Consider the following 13,267-nt stretch of genomic DNA (forward strand, 5'->3'; position numbering starts at 1 on the left):
AAAACCGTATGAATCAGAGATCCATACGGCCTTTCATTTGCTGCAATATTTTTTTTTCAAGTCGCGATACTTGTACCTGAGAAATCCCGAGCCGAATGGCAACTTCAGATTGTGTTTGATCCTTATAATATCTTAAATAGACAATAAGTCTTTCCCGTTCATCCAATTCACGGATAGCTTCCTTTAAGGCAATTTTATCAAACCATTTTCCATCATTACCGTCATCAATTTGGTCAAGTAATGTAATCGGGTCCCCGTCATTTTCATAAACGGTTTCATGAATGGAAGAAGGTGTCCTGCTTGCTTCTTGAGCAAGGATTACATCCTCCGGTGTCAGCTCAAGATGGGCTGATATCTCGTTAACGGTCGGAATTCTTCCCAGCGTTTTCGATAAATCATCCTTCGCTTTTCTGATTTTGTTTCCCATTTCTTTCAGTGAGCGGCTAACCTTAACGGTTCCATCGTCACGGATAAATCGCTGGATTTCACCAATAATCATTGGAACTGCATATGTCGAAAACTTTACATCATATGAAAGGTCAAATTTATCAACTGATTTTAATAATCCGATACAACCAATCTGGAATAGGTCATCAGGGTCATAGCCCCGATTAAGAAACCGTTGGACAACAGACCAGACCAGACGCATATTCTTTTCAACAATTAAATCCCTTGATACTTGGTCTCCGTCTTGGCTCTTTTTGATGAGCTCTTTTACTTCATGGTCCTTTAAATATGTTTGACCTTTATTGTTCTTAACCTCCACATCCATTGGCAAGTCTCCTTAATTGCAAAGCATTTTGCGGTTTTGTAAATGCTTTCGTAATCTAACCTCGGTTCCTCGACCTGGCTGTGAATGAACCTCTACCTCATCCATGAAATTCTCCATGATAGTAAAACCCATACCGGAACGTTCTAAGTCCGGCTTTGTTGTAAATAATGGCTGACGAGCTTCTTCCACATCTACAATTCCCATTCCAACATCTTTTATTGTCAGATCAATTAAACTATCTTCAATGATTACTTGAATATAGACAATTCCATTTGGATCATTTTCATAACCATGTATAATTGCATTGGTCACGGCTTCTGAAACGACTGTTTTAATTTCTGTCAACTCATCCATATTAGGATCTAGTTGTGCTATAAAAGCTGCAACAGTTACACGGGCAAAGGACTCATTTTGACTTAATGCACTGAATTGAAGATTCATTTCATTCTTCACTCAGGCCACCCCCAATCTTTGCAATGCAAATTCTTCTGTCGGTTCCATTTTTATGATTTTGAATAAACCAGACATATCGAATAATCTTTGTATTGCAGGGGAAATTGCACAAACCACCATTTCACCGTGCACCTGTTTAATTTGTTTGTATCTGCCTAATATAACTCCTAAGCCTGAACTGTCCATAAATGCAAGATGTTCCAGATTTAAGACAATATGACGAATATCATTTTTTTCAATAACTGCTATCGCTTTTTCGCGAAGTTCATCCGCGGTGTGGTGATCTAATTCACCGCTTAAACGAATACATAGAACGTCATGTTTTGTTTCCATATTAATATTAAGACTCACTATCCACGTCCTCCTTAATCTGGTATAGTGAGTCAATTCTCTTTACGGGTGTTAATATCCTTCTCCAAATACAAAACAAGTTGTTTTTCGCTAAAAGAAGTGACATATCTAGTTATTTCGACATCGAAAACCCGGAAGTGTCTTTATTTACCCGCCTTTGTAAACATACCGAAGGAACGTTTATATAGGGTCCACCATCCGGCTTCTTTTACATTTTTATTTGCTAATAAAGGACTTTCTAGAAACACTTCTCCGTCCTTAATCAACTTTATGGTTCCTACTTTATCACCTTTATGAATTGGGGCATTAAGATTTTTATTGATAATCACCTTACTTTTTACATCCGCTGTTTTTTCGCCCTTTTTAGTCAGCAAGGAAATTGGCTCACTTGTTACAGCCTCCACAGACTTTTCCTGTCCTTTGCTTATTCTCACTTGGGCAATTGTCTGGTTACGTTTATACATAGGATGTGTTTGATATTGGTTGAAAGCATAGTTAAGCATTTTAGTTACTTGGGCATTTCTTTCCTTGGATGTGGGCGCGCCAAACACCACTGCAATTACGCGCATGCCGTTCTTTTGAGCTGTTGCCGTTAAGCAGTACTTCGCTTCTGCAGTAAAGCCGGTTTTGAGTCCGTCCACACCAGGATAAAAGCGCACCAATTTATTGGTATTAACAAGCCAGAATTTTTTGTCTGTATTTTCACGAAGATATGCTTCATACATCCCGGTGAATTTCGTAATGTCTTCATATTTTAATAGTTCCTTCGCCATAATAGCCATATCACTTGCAGTGCTGAAATGACCACTGACCGGTAGTCCCGTCGTATTTTTAAAGTAAGTATGTTTTAAGCCAAGTTCTTTGGCCTTATCATTCATCATATCAACAAATGCTTCTTCTGACCCTGCAATTCTCTCAGCCATAGCAACAGAAGCATCATTTCCAGAACCAATAGCAATTCCTCTTAACATTTCCTTGGTGGTCATTTCTTCGCCAGCTTCAAGAAAAATTTGTGAACCGCCCATCGAGGCAGCATACTCACTTGCTCTGACTTTTTCATTCCAAGTAAGTTTTCCTTGATCGATTGACTCCATAATTAAAAGCATCGTCATAATTTTGGTCATACTTGCAGGCGGAAGCTCTTCATTACTGTTTTTCTCATAAAGCACTTTACCTGTATCACGTTCAATTAAAATAGCGGATTTTACATTGTTGACGATATCAGCATTCTTCTTTTCTTCAGCATTCTTTTTTTCTTCAGCTGCAAAAGCAGATGTACTCATTAAACTTGTAAGTAAAAAAAATGTCACTATCGCAGAGACAAATCGTTTCATTCGCATAACCCTCCATTCTTTATAGCATCCATTTTTTCCAAAATTAATAACTTTATACAATTATTCCCTCCTAAAGAAAATAAAAATAGGTGTCAGGCACCATGTGAATTTTTCACATGGTGCCTGACACCCTTTAACCTGTTTTATTCTGTTATTTCTTCATGGACAAGGATTGGTGCGTTTATTTTTGTTGCTGAAATTTTAATATTATGATATAGCCTTGTTTTTACTTCTTCTACATTTTCGAAGTTGCTGTAAATCGTTACTAATGACTCGCCTTTTTTGACTTGGTCACCAATTTTCTTTCTTAAGACAAGGCCCACTGCTAAATCAATAACAGATTCCTTCGTTGCTCGTCCAGCTCCAAGGATCATCGCCGCTGTACCAACTTCATCTGCAACAATTTCGGATACATAACCCTCTTCTTTGGCTTCAAGTTCAAAGGTATACTTTGCTTGAGGCATTTTTGAAGGGTCATCAACAATTGATGCATCCCCACCTTGTGAGCTTAAAAATACTTTTAATTTTTCAAGTGCTGATCCGTCCTTTATGACACCTTCAAGCAGGGTGCGTGCTTCTGCTAATGAACCAGCCTTTTCTGCTAAGTAAACCATGTGGCTGCCTAGGGTTAAACAAAGCTCTGTTAAGTCTTCAGGACCTTCCCCTTTTAAAGTATCAATCGCTTCTTTTACTTCAAGGGCGTTACCAATCGCAAAACCAAGTGGTTGACTCATGTCAGAAATAACAGCCATTGTTCTTCTGCCAACATTGTTCCCAATTCGCACCATTGCTTTTGCCAATTCCCGAGAATCATCAAGTGTCTTCATAAATGCACCCGCGCCGGTTTTGACATCAAGAACTATGGCATCTGCACCCGCTGCTATCTTTTTACTCATAATAGAACTTGCGATTAGTGGAATGCTATCAACAGTTGCTGTAACATCACGTAAAGCATAAAGTTTCTTATCCGCAGGAGTTAAATTTCCACTTTGACCAATGACAGCAATCTTATTTTTATTAACAAGGCCGATAAATTCTTCATTTTCAATTTCAACATGGAAGCCTTTTACTGCTTCTAATTTATCAATTGTTCCTCCGGTATGGCCTAAGCCGCGCCCCGACATTTTTGCCACAGGTACCCCAAGTGCAGCAACCAGCGGTCCAAGAACTAGGGTAGTTGTGTCGCCTACACCGCCAGTAGAATGTTTATCAACTTTAATTCCCTCAATTTGTGATAAATCAATTTGATCTCCTGATTCAACCATGGCCATGGTTAAATCGGCTCTTTCCTGTTCCGTCATCCCTTTGAAAAAGATAGCCATCGTTAAGGCGCTAACTTGGTAATCTGGGATCGAACCATCGGTATATCCTTTAATAATAAAATTTATTTCTTCAGTTGATAGTTCCTGTCCATCTCTTTTCTTCTCTATTAAGTCAACCATTCTCATTATAATCACCACTTTACGAAATTTTCCTATAACAGAATTTATATCACACCGCTAACCGGGCGCTTCCGCTTTGTTATTAAGCGATCGTTTTTACAATTTCTTTTATATATTGAAGAAAGTCAGCTTTCACTCTTTCTGTTGTTTCAATAACTTCATCATGGGTAAGTGGTTGATCAAGAATTCCTGCTGCCATGTTCGAAATACAAGAAATTCCAAGAACCTTCATACCACTGTGACGGGCAACAATTACTTCTGGTACAGTCGACATTCCGACGGCATCTCCGCCCAAAGTGCGCACCATTCGTATTTCAGCAGGCGTTTCATAAACAGGCCCAGGGTTTCCGAAATAGACGCCCTCTTTTACCTTGATATTTAAGCGGTCGGCAATTTCCCTTGCTACAGCACGTAATTCTTTCGTATATGCCTCAGACATATCAGGGAAGCGGACACCAAACTTGGAATCATTCGGTCCGATTAATGGATTTGTTCCCATATAATTAATGTGATCGGATATTATCATTAAATCCCCTGCAGAGAAGGTTTCATTCACTCCGCCCGCTGCATTGGTTACGATTAACATTTCAACTCCAAGTTCTTTCATGACGCGCACGGGAAAGGTTACTTTTTCCATACTATATCCTTCATAGAAATGGAATCTTCCTTGCATGGCAACAACCTCTACGCCACTTAATAAACCAAACACTAATTGTCCAGCGTGACCTTCAACTGTAGAAATTGGGAAGTCAGGTATCTGATTATATGGAATTTTTACAGGGGTCTCAATTTCATCCGCTAGGACACCGAGGCCAGATCCTAAAATAAGACCAATTCTGGGCGTATTCTCATATTTTTGTTTTAAAAATCCTGTAGCATTTTGAATTTTATCAGCATTCATTTTTATACCCCTTTTGAATTTAATTCGTTTAAAAAACTTTTTCCGAAGTTAGGTAGTTTCACATTGAAGTTTTCAGCAACAGTTGCCCCAAGGTCCGCAAAGGTCTCTCTAATTGGGAGCTCTTTCGCTTCGTTCATACGCTTTGAATAAACAAGTAATGGTACGTATTCACGAGTATGGTCAGTTCCTGGTGCAACAGGGTCATTTCCATGGTCTGCGGTAATCATTAATAGGTCGTCTTCTTTCATTTTTGCAAACACTTCTGGCAGGCGTGCATCATATTCTTCCAGTGCTTTTCCATAGCCTTCTGGGTCACGGCGGTGTCCGTATAATGCATCAAAGTCAACTAAATTTAAGAAACTAATACCTGTAAAATCCATATCCAATGTTTCTACTAGTTTATCCATTCCATCCATATTAGAAACTGTTCTAAGTGATTGAGTTACGCCTTCTCCATCATATATATCGGAAATTTTTCCGATCGCAATAACATCAAGACCAGCATCTTTTAATTCACTCATTACTGTACGGTCAAAAGGTTTTAATGCATAGTCATGACGGTTAGAAGTACGTTTAAAATTTCCAGGTTCCCCCAAGAAAGGTCTAGCAATGACACGGCCAACCATATACTTCTCATCAAGAGTCAATTCACGAGCGATTTTACAGATCTTATATTGCTCTTCAATTGGGATAATTTCTTCATGGGCAGCAATCTGAAGGACAGAATCCGCAGAAGTATAGACGATCAATGCTCCTGTTTTCATATGCTCTTCGCCCAACTCAACGAGGATTTCAGTTCCGCTAGCGGGCTTATTGCCAATAATTTTTCTGCCTGTGCGTTTTTCTAACTCTGAAAGAAGCTCATTCGGAAAACCCTCTGGGAATACACGAAAAGGGGTTTGAATATTCAGGCCCATAATTTCCCAGTGACCTGTCATGGTATCTTTTCCGTTAGAGGCCTCCATCATTTTTGTATAATATGCTAATGGTTTTTCTGCTTTTTCAATTCCTTTAATTTCACGGATATTGCTTAAACCCAACTTGCCCATATTTGGCATGTTCAGACCATTCATTCTTTCCGCTATATGACCAAAAGTATCTGCACCCTTGTCACCAAACTTTTCCGCATCCGGGGCTTCGCCAATACCAACCGAGTCCATTACGATAATAAAAATACGTTTATATGTATTTGCAGCCATTCAATTCTTCCTCCTTTTTCCGTAGAAAACGTTTGCAAATATTAACATTACACAAGAATAAGTTGCCCTCTTTAGTTTAGTATTATTAAATCTAATCCAAATCTATTCGTCAGAAGTCTGACATCTCTATTGTACTAAATGTTTTAAAAATTACAAGGAAAAAGCCACCGAATTTCAGGCAGCTTTTTGACAATTATATGATTTTTATAGAACTCTCATTCTATTAAGCTCGAGGATGAAATTTACTATAGACGTCTTTTAACTTTGTTTTTGAAACATGTGTATATATTTGTGTGGTTGAGATATCTGCATGACCTAACATTTCTTGGACTGCTCGTAAATCAGCACCATTTTCTAACAAATGCGTTGCAAAAGAATGGCGAAGGGTATGTGGTGTTAGTTCTTTATCTATTCCGGCTTCTCTAGCAAGCTTTTTCAATATTTTCCAAAACCCTTGGCGTGTTAGCTGCTTCCCTTGATGGTTTAAAAACAAAGCATGATCTTGTTGCTTTGCGGATGTAAACCGAGGTCTTCCATCTTCCAGGTAATGTTTTATGGCATCAGCTGCAGCACGTCCAATGGGAATAATTCGTTCTTTATTCCCGTTACAACGAACAAACCCCATCGTTAACTGAATATTATCAATCTCAAGACCTATTAGTTCACTAACACGGATACCTGTAGCATATAGCAGTTCAAGCATCGCCTTGTCCCTTATTCCAAAATGATCTTGTGTATTAGGTGTGTCCAGCAGGATTTCTACTTCTTGTAAACTCAATACATTGGGCAGTGATCTTTCAAGTCTGGGTGTTTCTATTTGAACAGATGGGTCTTGATCTGTTGCCTTGGCCCTTAATAAAAATTGATGAAATGCACGGACAGAGGCGATGTGCCGTGCCAATGTTTTCTTGGATTTCCCCTGTTCTTTTAGAAATCTTAAAAAGTGGACAATATGTACACGTTGTACATCATTTAAAGAATGGACGGATTCGACATTTATCAAATAATGAAGATAGCTTTTTAAATCTCGCTCATACGCCATAATTGTGTTTTGGGCTGAACCTTTTTCAACGATTAAATAATCCATAAAATCCTTTAATTGCTCGTCCATCGTATTTACTCCCCATTTAAATAAAACAACATCAGCCGATCTAACAAGGAAGAATCCTCCTCATTCACTGCGTTCGAAACTTTTAGCGCAGCTCCTTCCGGTTCATCATAGCGATGATAATTTTGATATTCTTCATTCACAAACATGATACCATAATAGAAAAGAATCGTGCACCCTGTGAATATGATAAAGACCTTTAAGGTTTTTAATGCTGCTTTTAAAAATAAGATCATCCCGCTTCTCCCACTTTCCAATCATCTAGTAAAATGTATGCCAAAATAGATAAATTTTATACCTAGTCATTGGTAATATAGGGGAAGTTCTTTTCACTAAAAAGAAAAAAGCCCTTTTCAAGGAGCTTTCATTGGTTAATCAGCTTTTTCTTCCTCTTTATCTTTATCCTGGCATCGGTAACAGATCCCATGAAAAGTGAGGCGATGATCTTTTATTTTAAAATTCCATTTGCGTTCCACAATTGCTTCTACATCTTCAAGTAAATCCTCTTGAATTTCATCAACGGCACCACATTCAATACAAACAAGATGATGATGAAAATGGGCTGCACCTTCCTGGCGAAGGTCATAGCGAGAAACCCCATCCCCAAAATTTATTTTATCAACAACTTTTAATTCCGTTAATAATTCCAACGTCCGATAAACAGTTGCTAAACCAATTTCAGGCGATTTTTCTTTCACGAGGAGGTATACATCTTCCGCACTTAAATGATCCTCTTCATTTTCCAATAAAACTCGAACGGTTGCCTCACGCTGAGGTGTTAGTTTATAGCTTGCTGAATGCAACTGTTTCTTAATTCTTTCAATTCTAGTTTCCATCCTGCAGTCCCTCCCTCGCCACTGTTAATTCTCATTATAACAGATGACAATTGAGAATCAAAATAAAATTATTATAAACTACAATAAACAATACGCTATATTAAGTATTATATAATAATTACTTTAAAATGGTTGAACTAATGATGGTTTTCATTAACCAAGGCGAAAGATAGGCCTCTATCCCAGATGCTGCAGCTATAAATATTACCGCTACAATCAAGGTTAAAATATAACTTTTAAAAAAAGGAAGGATTGGCTGGGCATATTTTTTCATAAACTGCTTTTTGATCATTCGAAGTGAGAAAATCACTGATAATGCTGCCATCATTATGAATACAGGAATAATAATCAGATTCTGAGGCAAAATCGAAACAAAGGCGAGCATAAAGCCCTGCCAGCCCATTTGACTGACTAGAAAACCCACGGTAAACCCAACTACCATTCCTTTAATAAATAATAGAATAAGTATCACTGGAAGACCGATGATTGAAATTCCTAGTATCCACATGAGCCCAATAAACTTACTATTATGGAAAAGGCTTTGCAGGAATAAATCATTGTCTTCTGCTTCTTTTCCGCTTGAGACTTGACCAAAAAATTGTGATAAATAATAGAATAAATCTTCCTTCTGAGTAATGCTCATACTGTTTACAACAATTGCCCCAAAGATTACTCCCATTAAAAATAAGACAACAATAAACAAAAAAATTGAGGAATGCTCACGGAAATAACTAGCGGCATCGGACTGGTACAATCGTTTTTTCATTTGCGTATCCTCCTACTATTCTCAGTTCAGTTAATACATTGTATGCCAGTCTAGTATATCTATTCCCACATTTTAATAGATTACATAATAAAACCCGATAGCTTTATGCTACCGGGGTTCATCTTTTTTTAGTCTGAAATTTTTCCGTATTTCCCACCGCCGCCGGCTGCTAAATTTACTTTACCCGCTCTTGCTTTTAGGATAAGGTCAGCGATCCTTTCCGGGACAACCTCTTTCAATCCTTCATAGGGTACATCATGCAAAATCGCCATTTCACTCCCAAAATGATCAACCAGCTTCTCAAGTAAGCGAGGTCCTAAGCCGGGGATAAATTCCAGCGGGACTTGATGGATATAGGGCGGACGGTCTTCTGGACCTTGTTCAGCCGTTTTCAGTTCAAGGATTCTGTCAGCTACACCTTTAACAATTTTCTTATTTCCACATTGCGTACATATTTGATCCTCATCAGCAGCAGGATGATGGCATTCTGCACAAACTGTTTTATGGTATTTACCGAGCAATGGATCAAGACCATAATTTGCGATAATTTTACGTCCATCTTCCTTCTTTAATGCTTTCTGCAACTCTAAAAATGTTGGTTCCTTCATGGCAATGACTTGGTATTCACGGGCTATTTTTGCAAGCGAATGGGCATCAGAATTCGTAACAAATGTATAGTCATGTAATTCCTTTATTTGATCCGCCATAGTCGTATCAGAACTTAATCCAAGCTCAATTGCGTCAATCAATTCCGGGTCCAATACCTCAGTAAGTGACTGATTGACTCCTTTTCCATACAAACTTTTAAAAGGCGTGAAAACATGAGCAGGAATGAAGATTCCACCTAACTCTTTTACCTTCTTTTGTAAAACAAGACCCGTGGCATAGATCCGTTGTGAGCTCAGTTGAATATTTTTCAAGTGACCTGACAGCCACGAGGAGAACTCTCTCATGATGGAAAGACTAGGAAAAAACATAAGCAGGTGGATTGGGCCGTTAGATTGTTCGTCATAAATCTCCAATTCAGAACCGGGAATAACCGTTAAATCACCAAACACTAACCCACCGTCCGGATGTTCCACTACGTCTCCACTTTGGATAAGACTTTCCATTTCAAGGATGACTTCAGGCGAATGGCTATCGATGATCCCAACCATATTAAGTCCCTTTTCGTGTCGTGCATGCTCAATGATATTCGTAAACGTTAGAGACTTGGCACCGGTGATTTTTACCGGCTTCCCTGTCCAGGTACGTCCAATGTGTATATGTAAATCTACATAGTAGCGATTCATTTATTTTTCAACGCCTCTTGCAATTGTAAGTATTGAACAGCAAAAGTCGTTTTGGCATCATATATTTTTTGTTCTTTTACATATTGAGCTGCTTCTTCCAGAGTTAATTCCTCTAGATTAACAAACTCGTCCTCATCAAGTGCTGCTGCATTTTCTTTTTTGCTTAGTCCTGTCGCAACATAGACATGAACGATTTCATCGGCAAATCCTGGCGAGGTGTAAAAAGAAGTAAGCCATTCAAGGCTCTTGCACTCATAGCCTGTCTCTTCCTCCAGTTCACGGCGAGCACAAAGCTCAGGCTCTTCCCCTTTTTCCAGCTTTCCGGCGGGAATTTCAACAATGGTTCGTTCCAGTGCTTTCCGATATTGTTCAACCATTACTACTTTCTTGTTGTCGGTAATGGCTAAAATAGCGACAGCCCCGGGATGTTTAATGATCTCGCGTTTCGATTGTTTCCCGTTCGGAAGCTCTACATCTTGTAAATGAAGACTGATTACTTTTCCTGAGAAAATTTCTTCACTATGAAGTGTTTTTTCTTCGAGATTGCTCATATGGGTCACTCCTGTTCTATTCCTTTAATCTGCTCATACATTTTACCATACTTTATTTGGAGGGGGATGGAATGAAGGTGTACGTTCATGATAAAGGAATCATTCTTGTTGGAAAAGGATGGGAAATACTTCAGAAACTAAAAGAATACAACAAAGATTATTTCACCGTTTCCGAATGGATTGAAAAGGTGAATCAAAAATAAAGTCTTTCGATTGTAGTCTGTCCTTTTCTTTTATAAAATTGTAGAAAAAAGGACGGTGTGAGTTTTTGAAAAAGAGAAGACTAGGAAATTCGGATTTGTATGTATCGGAACTAGGACTTGGTTGTATGTCGATTGGAACCGAGGAGAAAACCGCTAGAAAGATTATTGAAGCCTCACTTGAGGAAGGGATCAATTATTTTGATACGGCTGATTTATATGATTTTGGTGAAAATGAAAAAATAGTTGGGACAGCATTGAAGGAAGTCCGTGAAAATGTCATTATTGCAACAAAGGTTGGGAATCGCTGGAGTCAAGATCAGAAGGGATGGTCATGGGATCCCTCGAAGTCCTATATAAAGGAAGAAGTCAAACAAAGTCTTAACCGGCTGGGTACCGACTATATCGATCTTTATCAGCTGCACGGCGGGACCATCAATGATCCAATTGAGGAAACAATAGAAGCGTTCGAAGAATTAAAAGCAGAAGGCTATATTCGCTACTATGGCATTTCCTCTATTCGCCCAAATGTAATACGGGAATATGTTAACAAGTCTAGTATCGTATCTGTGATGATGCAATACAGTATCTTAGACCGCCGCCCTGAGGAAGAAGCCTTGCCACTTCTTCAGGAACATGGGCTTAGCGTTGTGACCCGCGGACCGCTCGCAAAAGGTCTTTTAAGTGATAAAATGATTGAGAAGGTAACTGAGAAGGGGTATCAAGACTACAGCTTAGCCGAGTTGAATGACGTCTTGCCGTTGTTAAAGGAAAAGGTAGCAGCCACACGCTCTTTTACAGAGATAGCCCTTCAGTATAATCTGGCCCATCCTGTTGTAGCCTCTGTTGTAGCCGGGGCCAGTAGTCCTGAACAAATTAGGAGTAATGCGAAAGCAGTCAGAAGTCAGCCGCTTTCTGAGGAGGAAGTTTCAGTAATTAGAGAGTTAACGAAGGCTGGCATTTATAAGGAACATCGTTAAAAGGAGAGCGTTCGTACGCCCTCCTTTTTATATTATATTTATTTAAACTCCTTCCAGTTCATGCCGCTCTCATTTAATAGTTCTGCAAAAGATTTGTTTTTTTCTTTTAATCGTCTTTCTTCTCTCTTTCTTAGCTCTTCGTCTTCTTTTCTTTTTTCTTCTGCTGCTTTAAGCTGTTCTTGTTGTTCTTTTAGTTGCTTGAATAAATTAGGGTTGATCATATCGCCAAGCGTTACCGCTGAATCATCTTTTTTGGGTTTCGATTGCTTTTTTTGTTTAGATTGCTTTTTCATTCAGAACGCCTCCATCATCAAAATTTCATTTATATTATACCATGTCACCAAGCATCGCCCATATAAAAAAGCAGGCTATGCTTAATCATAGTCAGCCTGCTCTTACTTGTTATTTTTAATAAGCTTCAAGTACCACGTTTTCGTCCACAAACAATGTGGCTTCAGTAGAATTGACAACATCCTCAATCGTATACCCTTTAGCAACTTCTACAAGCCTCAGCCCTGAATCTTTTACATCCATAACAGCGCGCTCAGTGATAATTCGGTTGACTACCCCTTTACCCGTTAAAGGAAGCGTGCACTGTTTCAATATTTTGGATTCACCCTTTTTATTCACATGCTCCATAATAACAATTATTTTTTGGGCACCATGAACGAGATCCATCGCGCCACCCATTCCTTTTATCATCTTTCCAGGGATCATCCAGTTAGCTAAGTCACCGGTTTCAGATACTTCCATTCCACCGAGTATCGCTAAGTTGACATGCCCGCCGCGAATCATCGCAAACGATTCGGCGCTATCGAAATAGGCTGCACCACTAATTGCCGTAACGGTCTCTTTACCGGCATTGATTAAATCGGGGTCCACATCATCCGCATCTGGGTAGGGTCCGATGCCAAGAAGACCATTTTCAGACTGCAAGACAACCTGTTTATTTGCTGACATAAAATTAGCAACAAGGGTTGGCATACCTATGCCTAGATTTACATAAAATCCGTTTTCTATTTCCTTCTCAGCCCTTATCGCAATTCTCTCTCTAACGGAGACAATTTCATTCACCATTACGC

Annotated in this window: 17 protein-coding genes; 2 read left to right on the forward strand and 15 right to left on the reverse strand. The window is 39.0% G+C overall.

Annotation, left to right across the window (positions count from 1 at the left end; all coding sequences use genetic code 11):
• Positions 1-13: 13 nt before the first annotated feature.
• The 13 genes from sigF to J7E66_RS25430 all read right to left on the reverse strand — a co-directional run bounded on the left by sigF (position 14) and on the right by J7E66_RS25430 (position 11,005).
• On the reverse strand, positions 14-772 hold the full coding sequence (sigF, locus tag J7E66_RS25370; protein WP_215005076.1) for an RNA polymerase sporulation sigma factor SigF: 759 nt from the start codon (positions 770-772) through the stop codon (positions 14-16).
• A 12-nt stretch (positions 773-784) separates the two neighbouring features.
• Entirely contained in the window at positions 785-1,225 is a 441-nt protein-coding gene (gene spoIIAB, locus J7E66_RS25375) for an anti-sigma F factor (RefSeq protein ID WP_088088858.1), read from the reverse strand.
• A complete protein-coding gene (gene spoIIAA / locus J7E66_RS25380; protein ID WP_168244969.1) occupies positions 1,226-1,576 on the reverse strand; it encodes an anti-sigma F factor antagonist in 351 nt (116 codons plus the stop codon). It lies immediately after the preceding gene.
• Positions 1,577-1,719: 143 nt separating this feature from the next.
• Positions 1,720-2,910 carry a D-alanyl-D-alanine carboxypeptidase family protein gene (locus tag J7E66_RS25385; protein WP_215005079.1) on the reverse strand — a complete coding sequence of 397 codons (1,191 nt, stop codon included), beginning with the start codon at positions 2,908-2,910 and terminating at the stop codon, positions 1,720-1,722.
• Positions 2,911-3,053: 143 nt separating this feature from the next.
• Positions 3,054-4,358: a pyrimidine-nucleoside phosphorylase gene (locus J7E66_RS25390; protein WP_215005082.1), complete on the reverse strand. Its 1,305-nt coding sequence runs from the start codon at positions 4,356-4,358 to the stop codon at positions 3,054-3,056.
• Between the two features lie 76 nt (positions 4,359-4,434).
• Entirely contained in the window at positions 4,435-5,253 is an 819-nt protein-coding gene (locus J7E66_RS25395) for a purine-nucleoside phosphorylase (RefSeq protein WP_215005085.1), read from the reverse strand.
• 2 nt (positions 5,254-5,255) lie between these two features.
• A complete protein-coding gene (gene deoB, locus J7E66_RS25400; RefSeq protein WP_215005088.1) occupies positions 5,256-6,452 on the reverse strand; it encodes a phosphopentomutase in 1,197 nt (398 codons plus the stop codon).
• 223 nt (positions 6,453-6,675) lie between these two features.
• The gene (xerD, locus tag J7E66_RS25405) at positions 6,676-7,563 is read right to left on the reverse strand and encodes a site-specific tyrosine recombinase XerD (RefSeq protein WP_215005091.1); all 888 of its coding nucleotides are present in this window, start codon (positions 7,561-7,563) and stop codon (positions 6,676-6,678) included.
• Between the two features lie 5 nt (positions 7,564-7,568).
• Positions 7,569-7,796, reverse strand: coding sequence for a YqzK family protein (locus tag J7E66_RS25410; protein WP_215005094.1), 228 nt, complete (start codon positions 7,794-7,796; stop codon positions 7,569-7,571).
• 135 nt (positions 7,797-7,931) lie between these two features.
• On the reverse strand, positions 7,932-8,396 hold the full coding sequence (gene fur / locus J7E66_RS25415; RefSeq protein ID WP_215005097.1) for a ferric iron uptake transcriptional regulator: 465 nt from the start codon (positions 8,394-8,396) through the stop codon (positions 7,932-7,934).
• 118 nt (positions 8,397-8,514) lie between these two features.
• Complete coding sequence (spoIIM, locus tag J7E66_RS25420) at positions 8,515-9,162, reverse strand: stage II sporulation protein M (protein WP_214718897.1); 648 nt, start codon at positions 9,160-9,162, stop codon at positions 8,515-8,517.
• Between the two features lie 128 nt (positions 9,163-9,290).
• Positions 9,291-10,454: an endonuclease Q family protein gene (locus tag J7E66_RS25425; RefSeq protein ID WP_215005100.1), complete on the reverse strand. Its 1,164-nt coding sequence runs from the start codon at positions 10,452-10,454 to the stop codon at positions 9,291-9,293.
• Positions 10,451-11,005, reverse strand: coding sequence for an NUDIX hydrolase (locus J7E66_RS25430; RefSeq protein WP_215005103.1), 555 nt, complete (start codon positions 11,003-11,005; stop codon positions 10,451-10,453). Before J7E66_RS25430 ends, J7E66_RS25425 begins: the two co-directional genes overlap by 4 nt.
• A 71-nt stretch (positions 11,006-11,076) precedes the next feature.
• Here J7E66_RS25430 and mciZ point away from each other — a divergent pair, with 71 nt between their 5' ends.
• Together mciZ and J7E66_RS25440 are read left to right on the forward strand one after the other, a co-directional pair.
• Positions 11,077-11,208: a Z-ring formation inhibitor MciZ gene (gene mciZ, locus J7E66_RS25435; RefSeq protein WP_088088870.1), complete on the forward strand. Its 132-nt coding sequence runs from the start codon at positions 11,077-11,079 to the stop codon at positions 11,206-11,208.
• Between the two features lie 65 nt (positions 11,209-11,273).
• Positions 11,274-12,185, forward strand: coding sequence for an aldo/keto reductase (locus J7E66_RS25440; RefSeq protein ID WP_215005106.1), 912 nt, complete (start codon positions 11,274-11,276; stop codon positions 12,183-12,185).
• A 38-nt stretch (positions 12,186-12,223) separates the two neighbouring features.
• Here J7E66_RS25440 and J7E66_RS25445 read toward each other — a convergent pair whose 3' ends face one another.
• Together J7E66_RS25445 and J7E66_RS25450 are read right to left on the reverse strand one after the other, a co-directional pair.
• Positions 12,224-12,478, reverse strand: coding sequence for a YqkE family protein (locus J7E66_RS25445; protein ID WP_215005109.1), 255 nt, complete (start codon positions 12,476-12,478; stop codon positions 12,224-12,226).
• A 115-nt stretch (positions 12,479-12,593) separates the two neighbouring features.
• Entirely contained in the window at positions 12,594-13,262 is a 669-nt protein-coding gene (locus J7E66_RS25450) for a 3-oxoacid CoA-transferase subunit B (protein WP_215005112.1), read from the reverse strand.
• Between the last annotated feature and the right edge of the window lie 5 nt (positions 13,263-13,267).

The organism is Bacillus sp. ISL-7 (genome assembly GCF_018613065.1).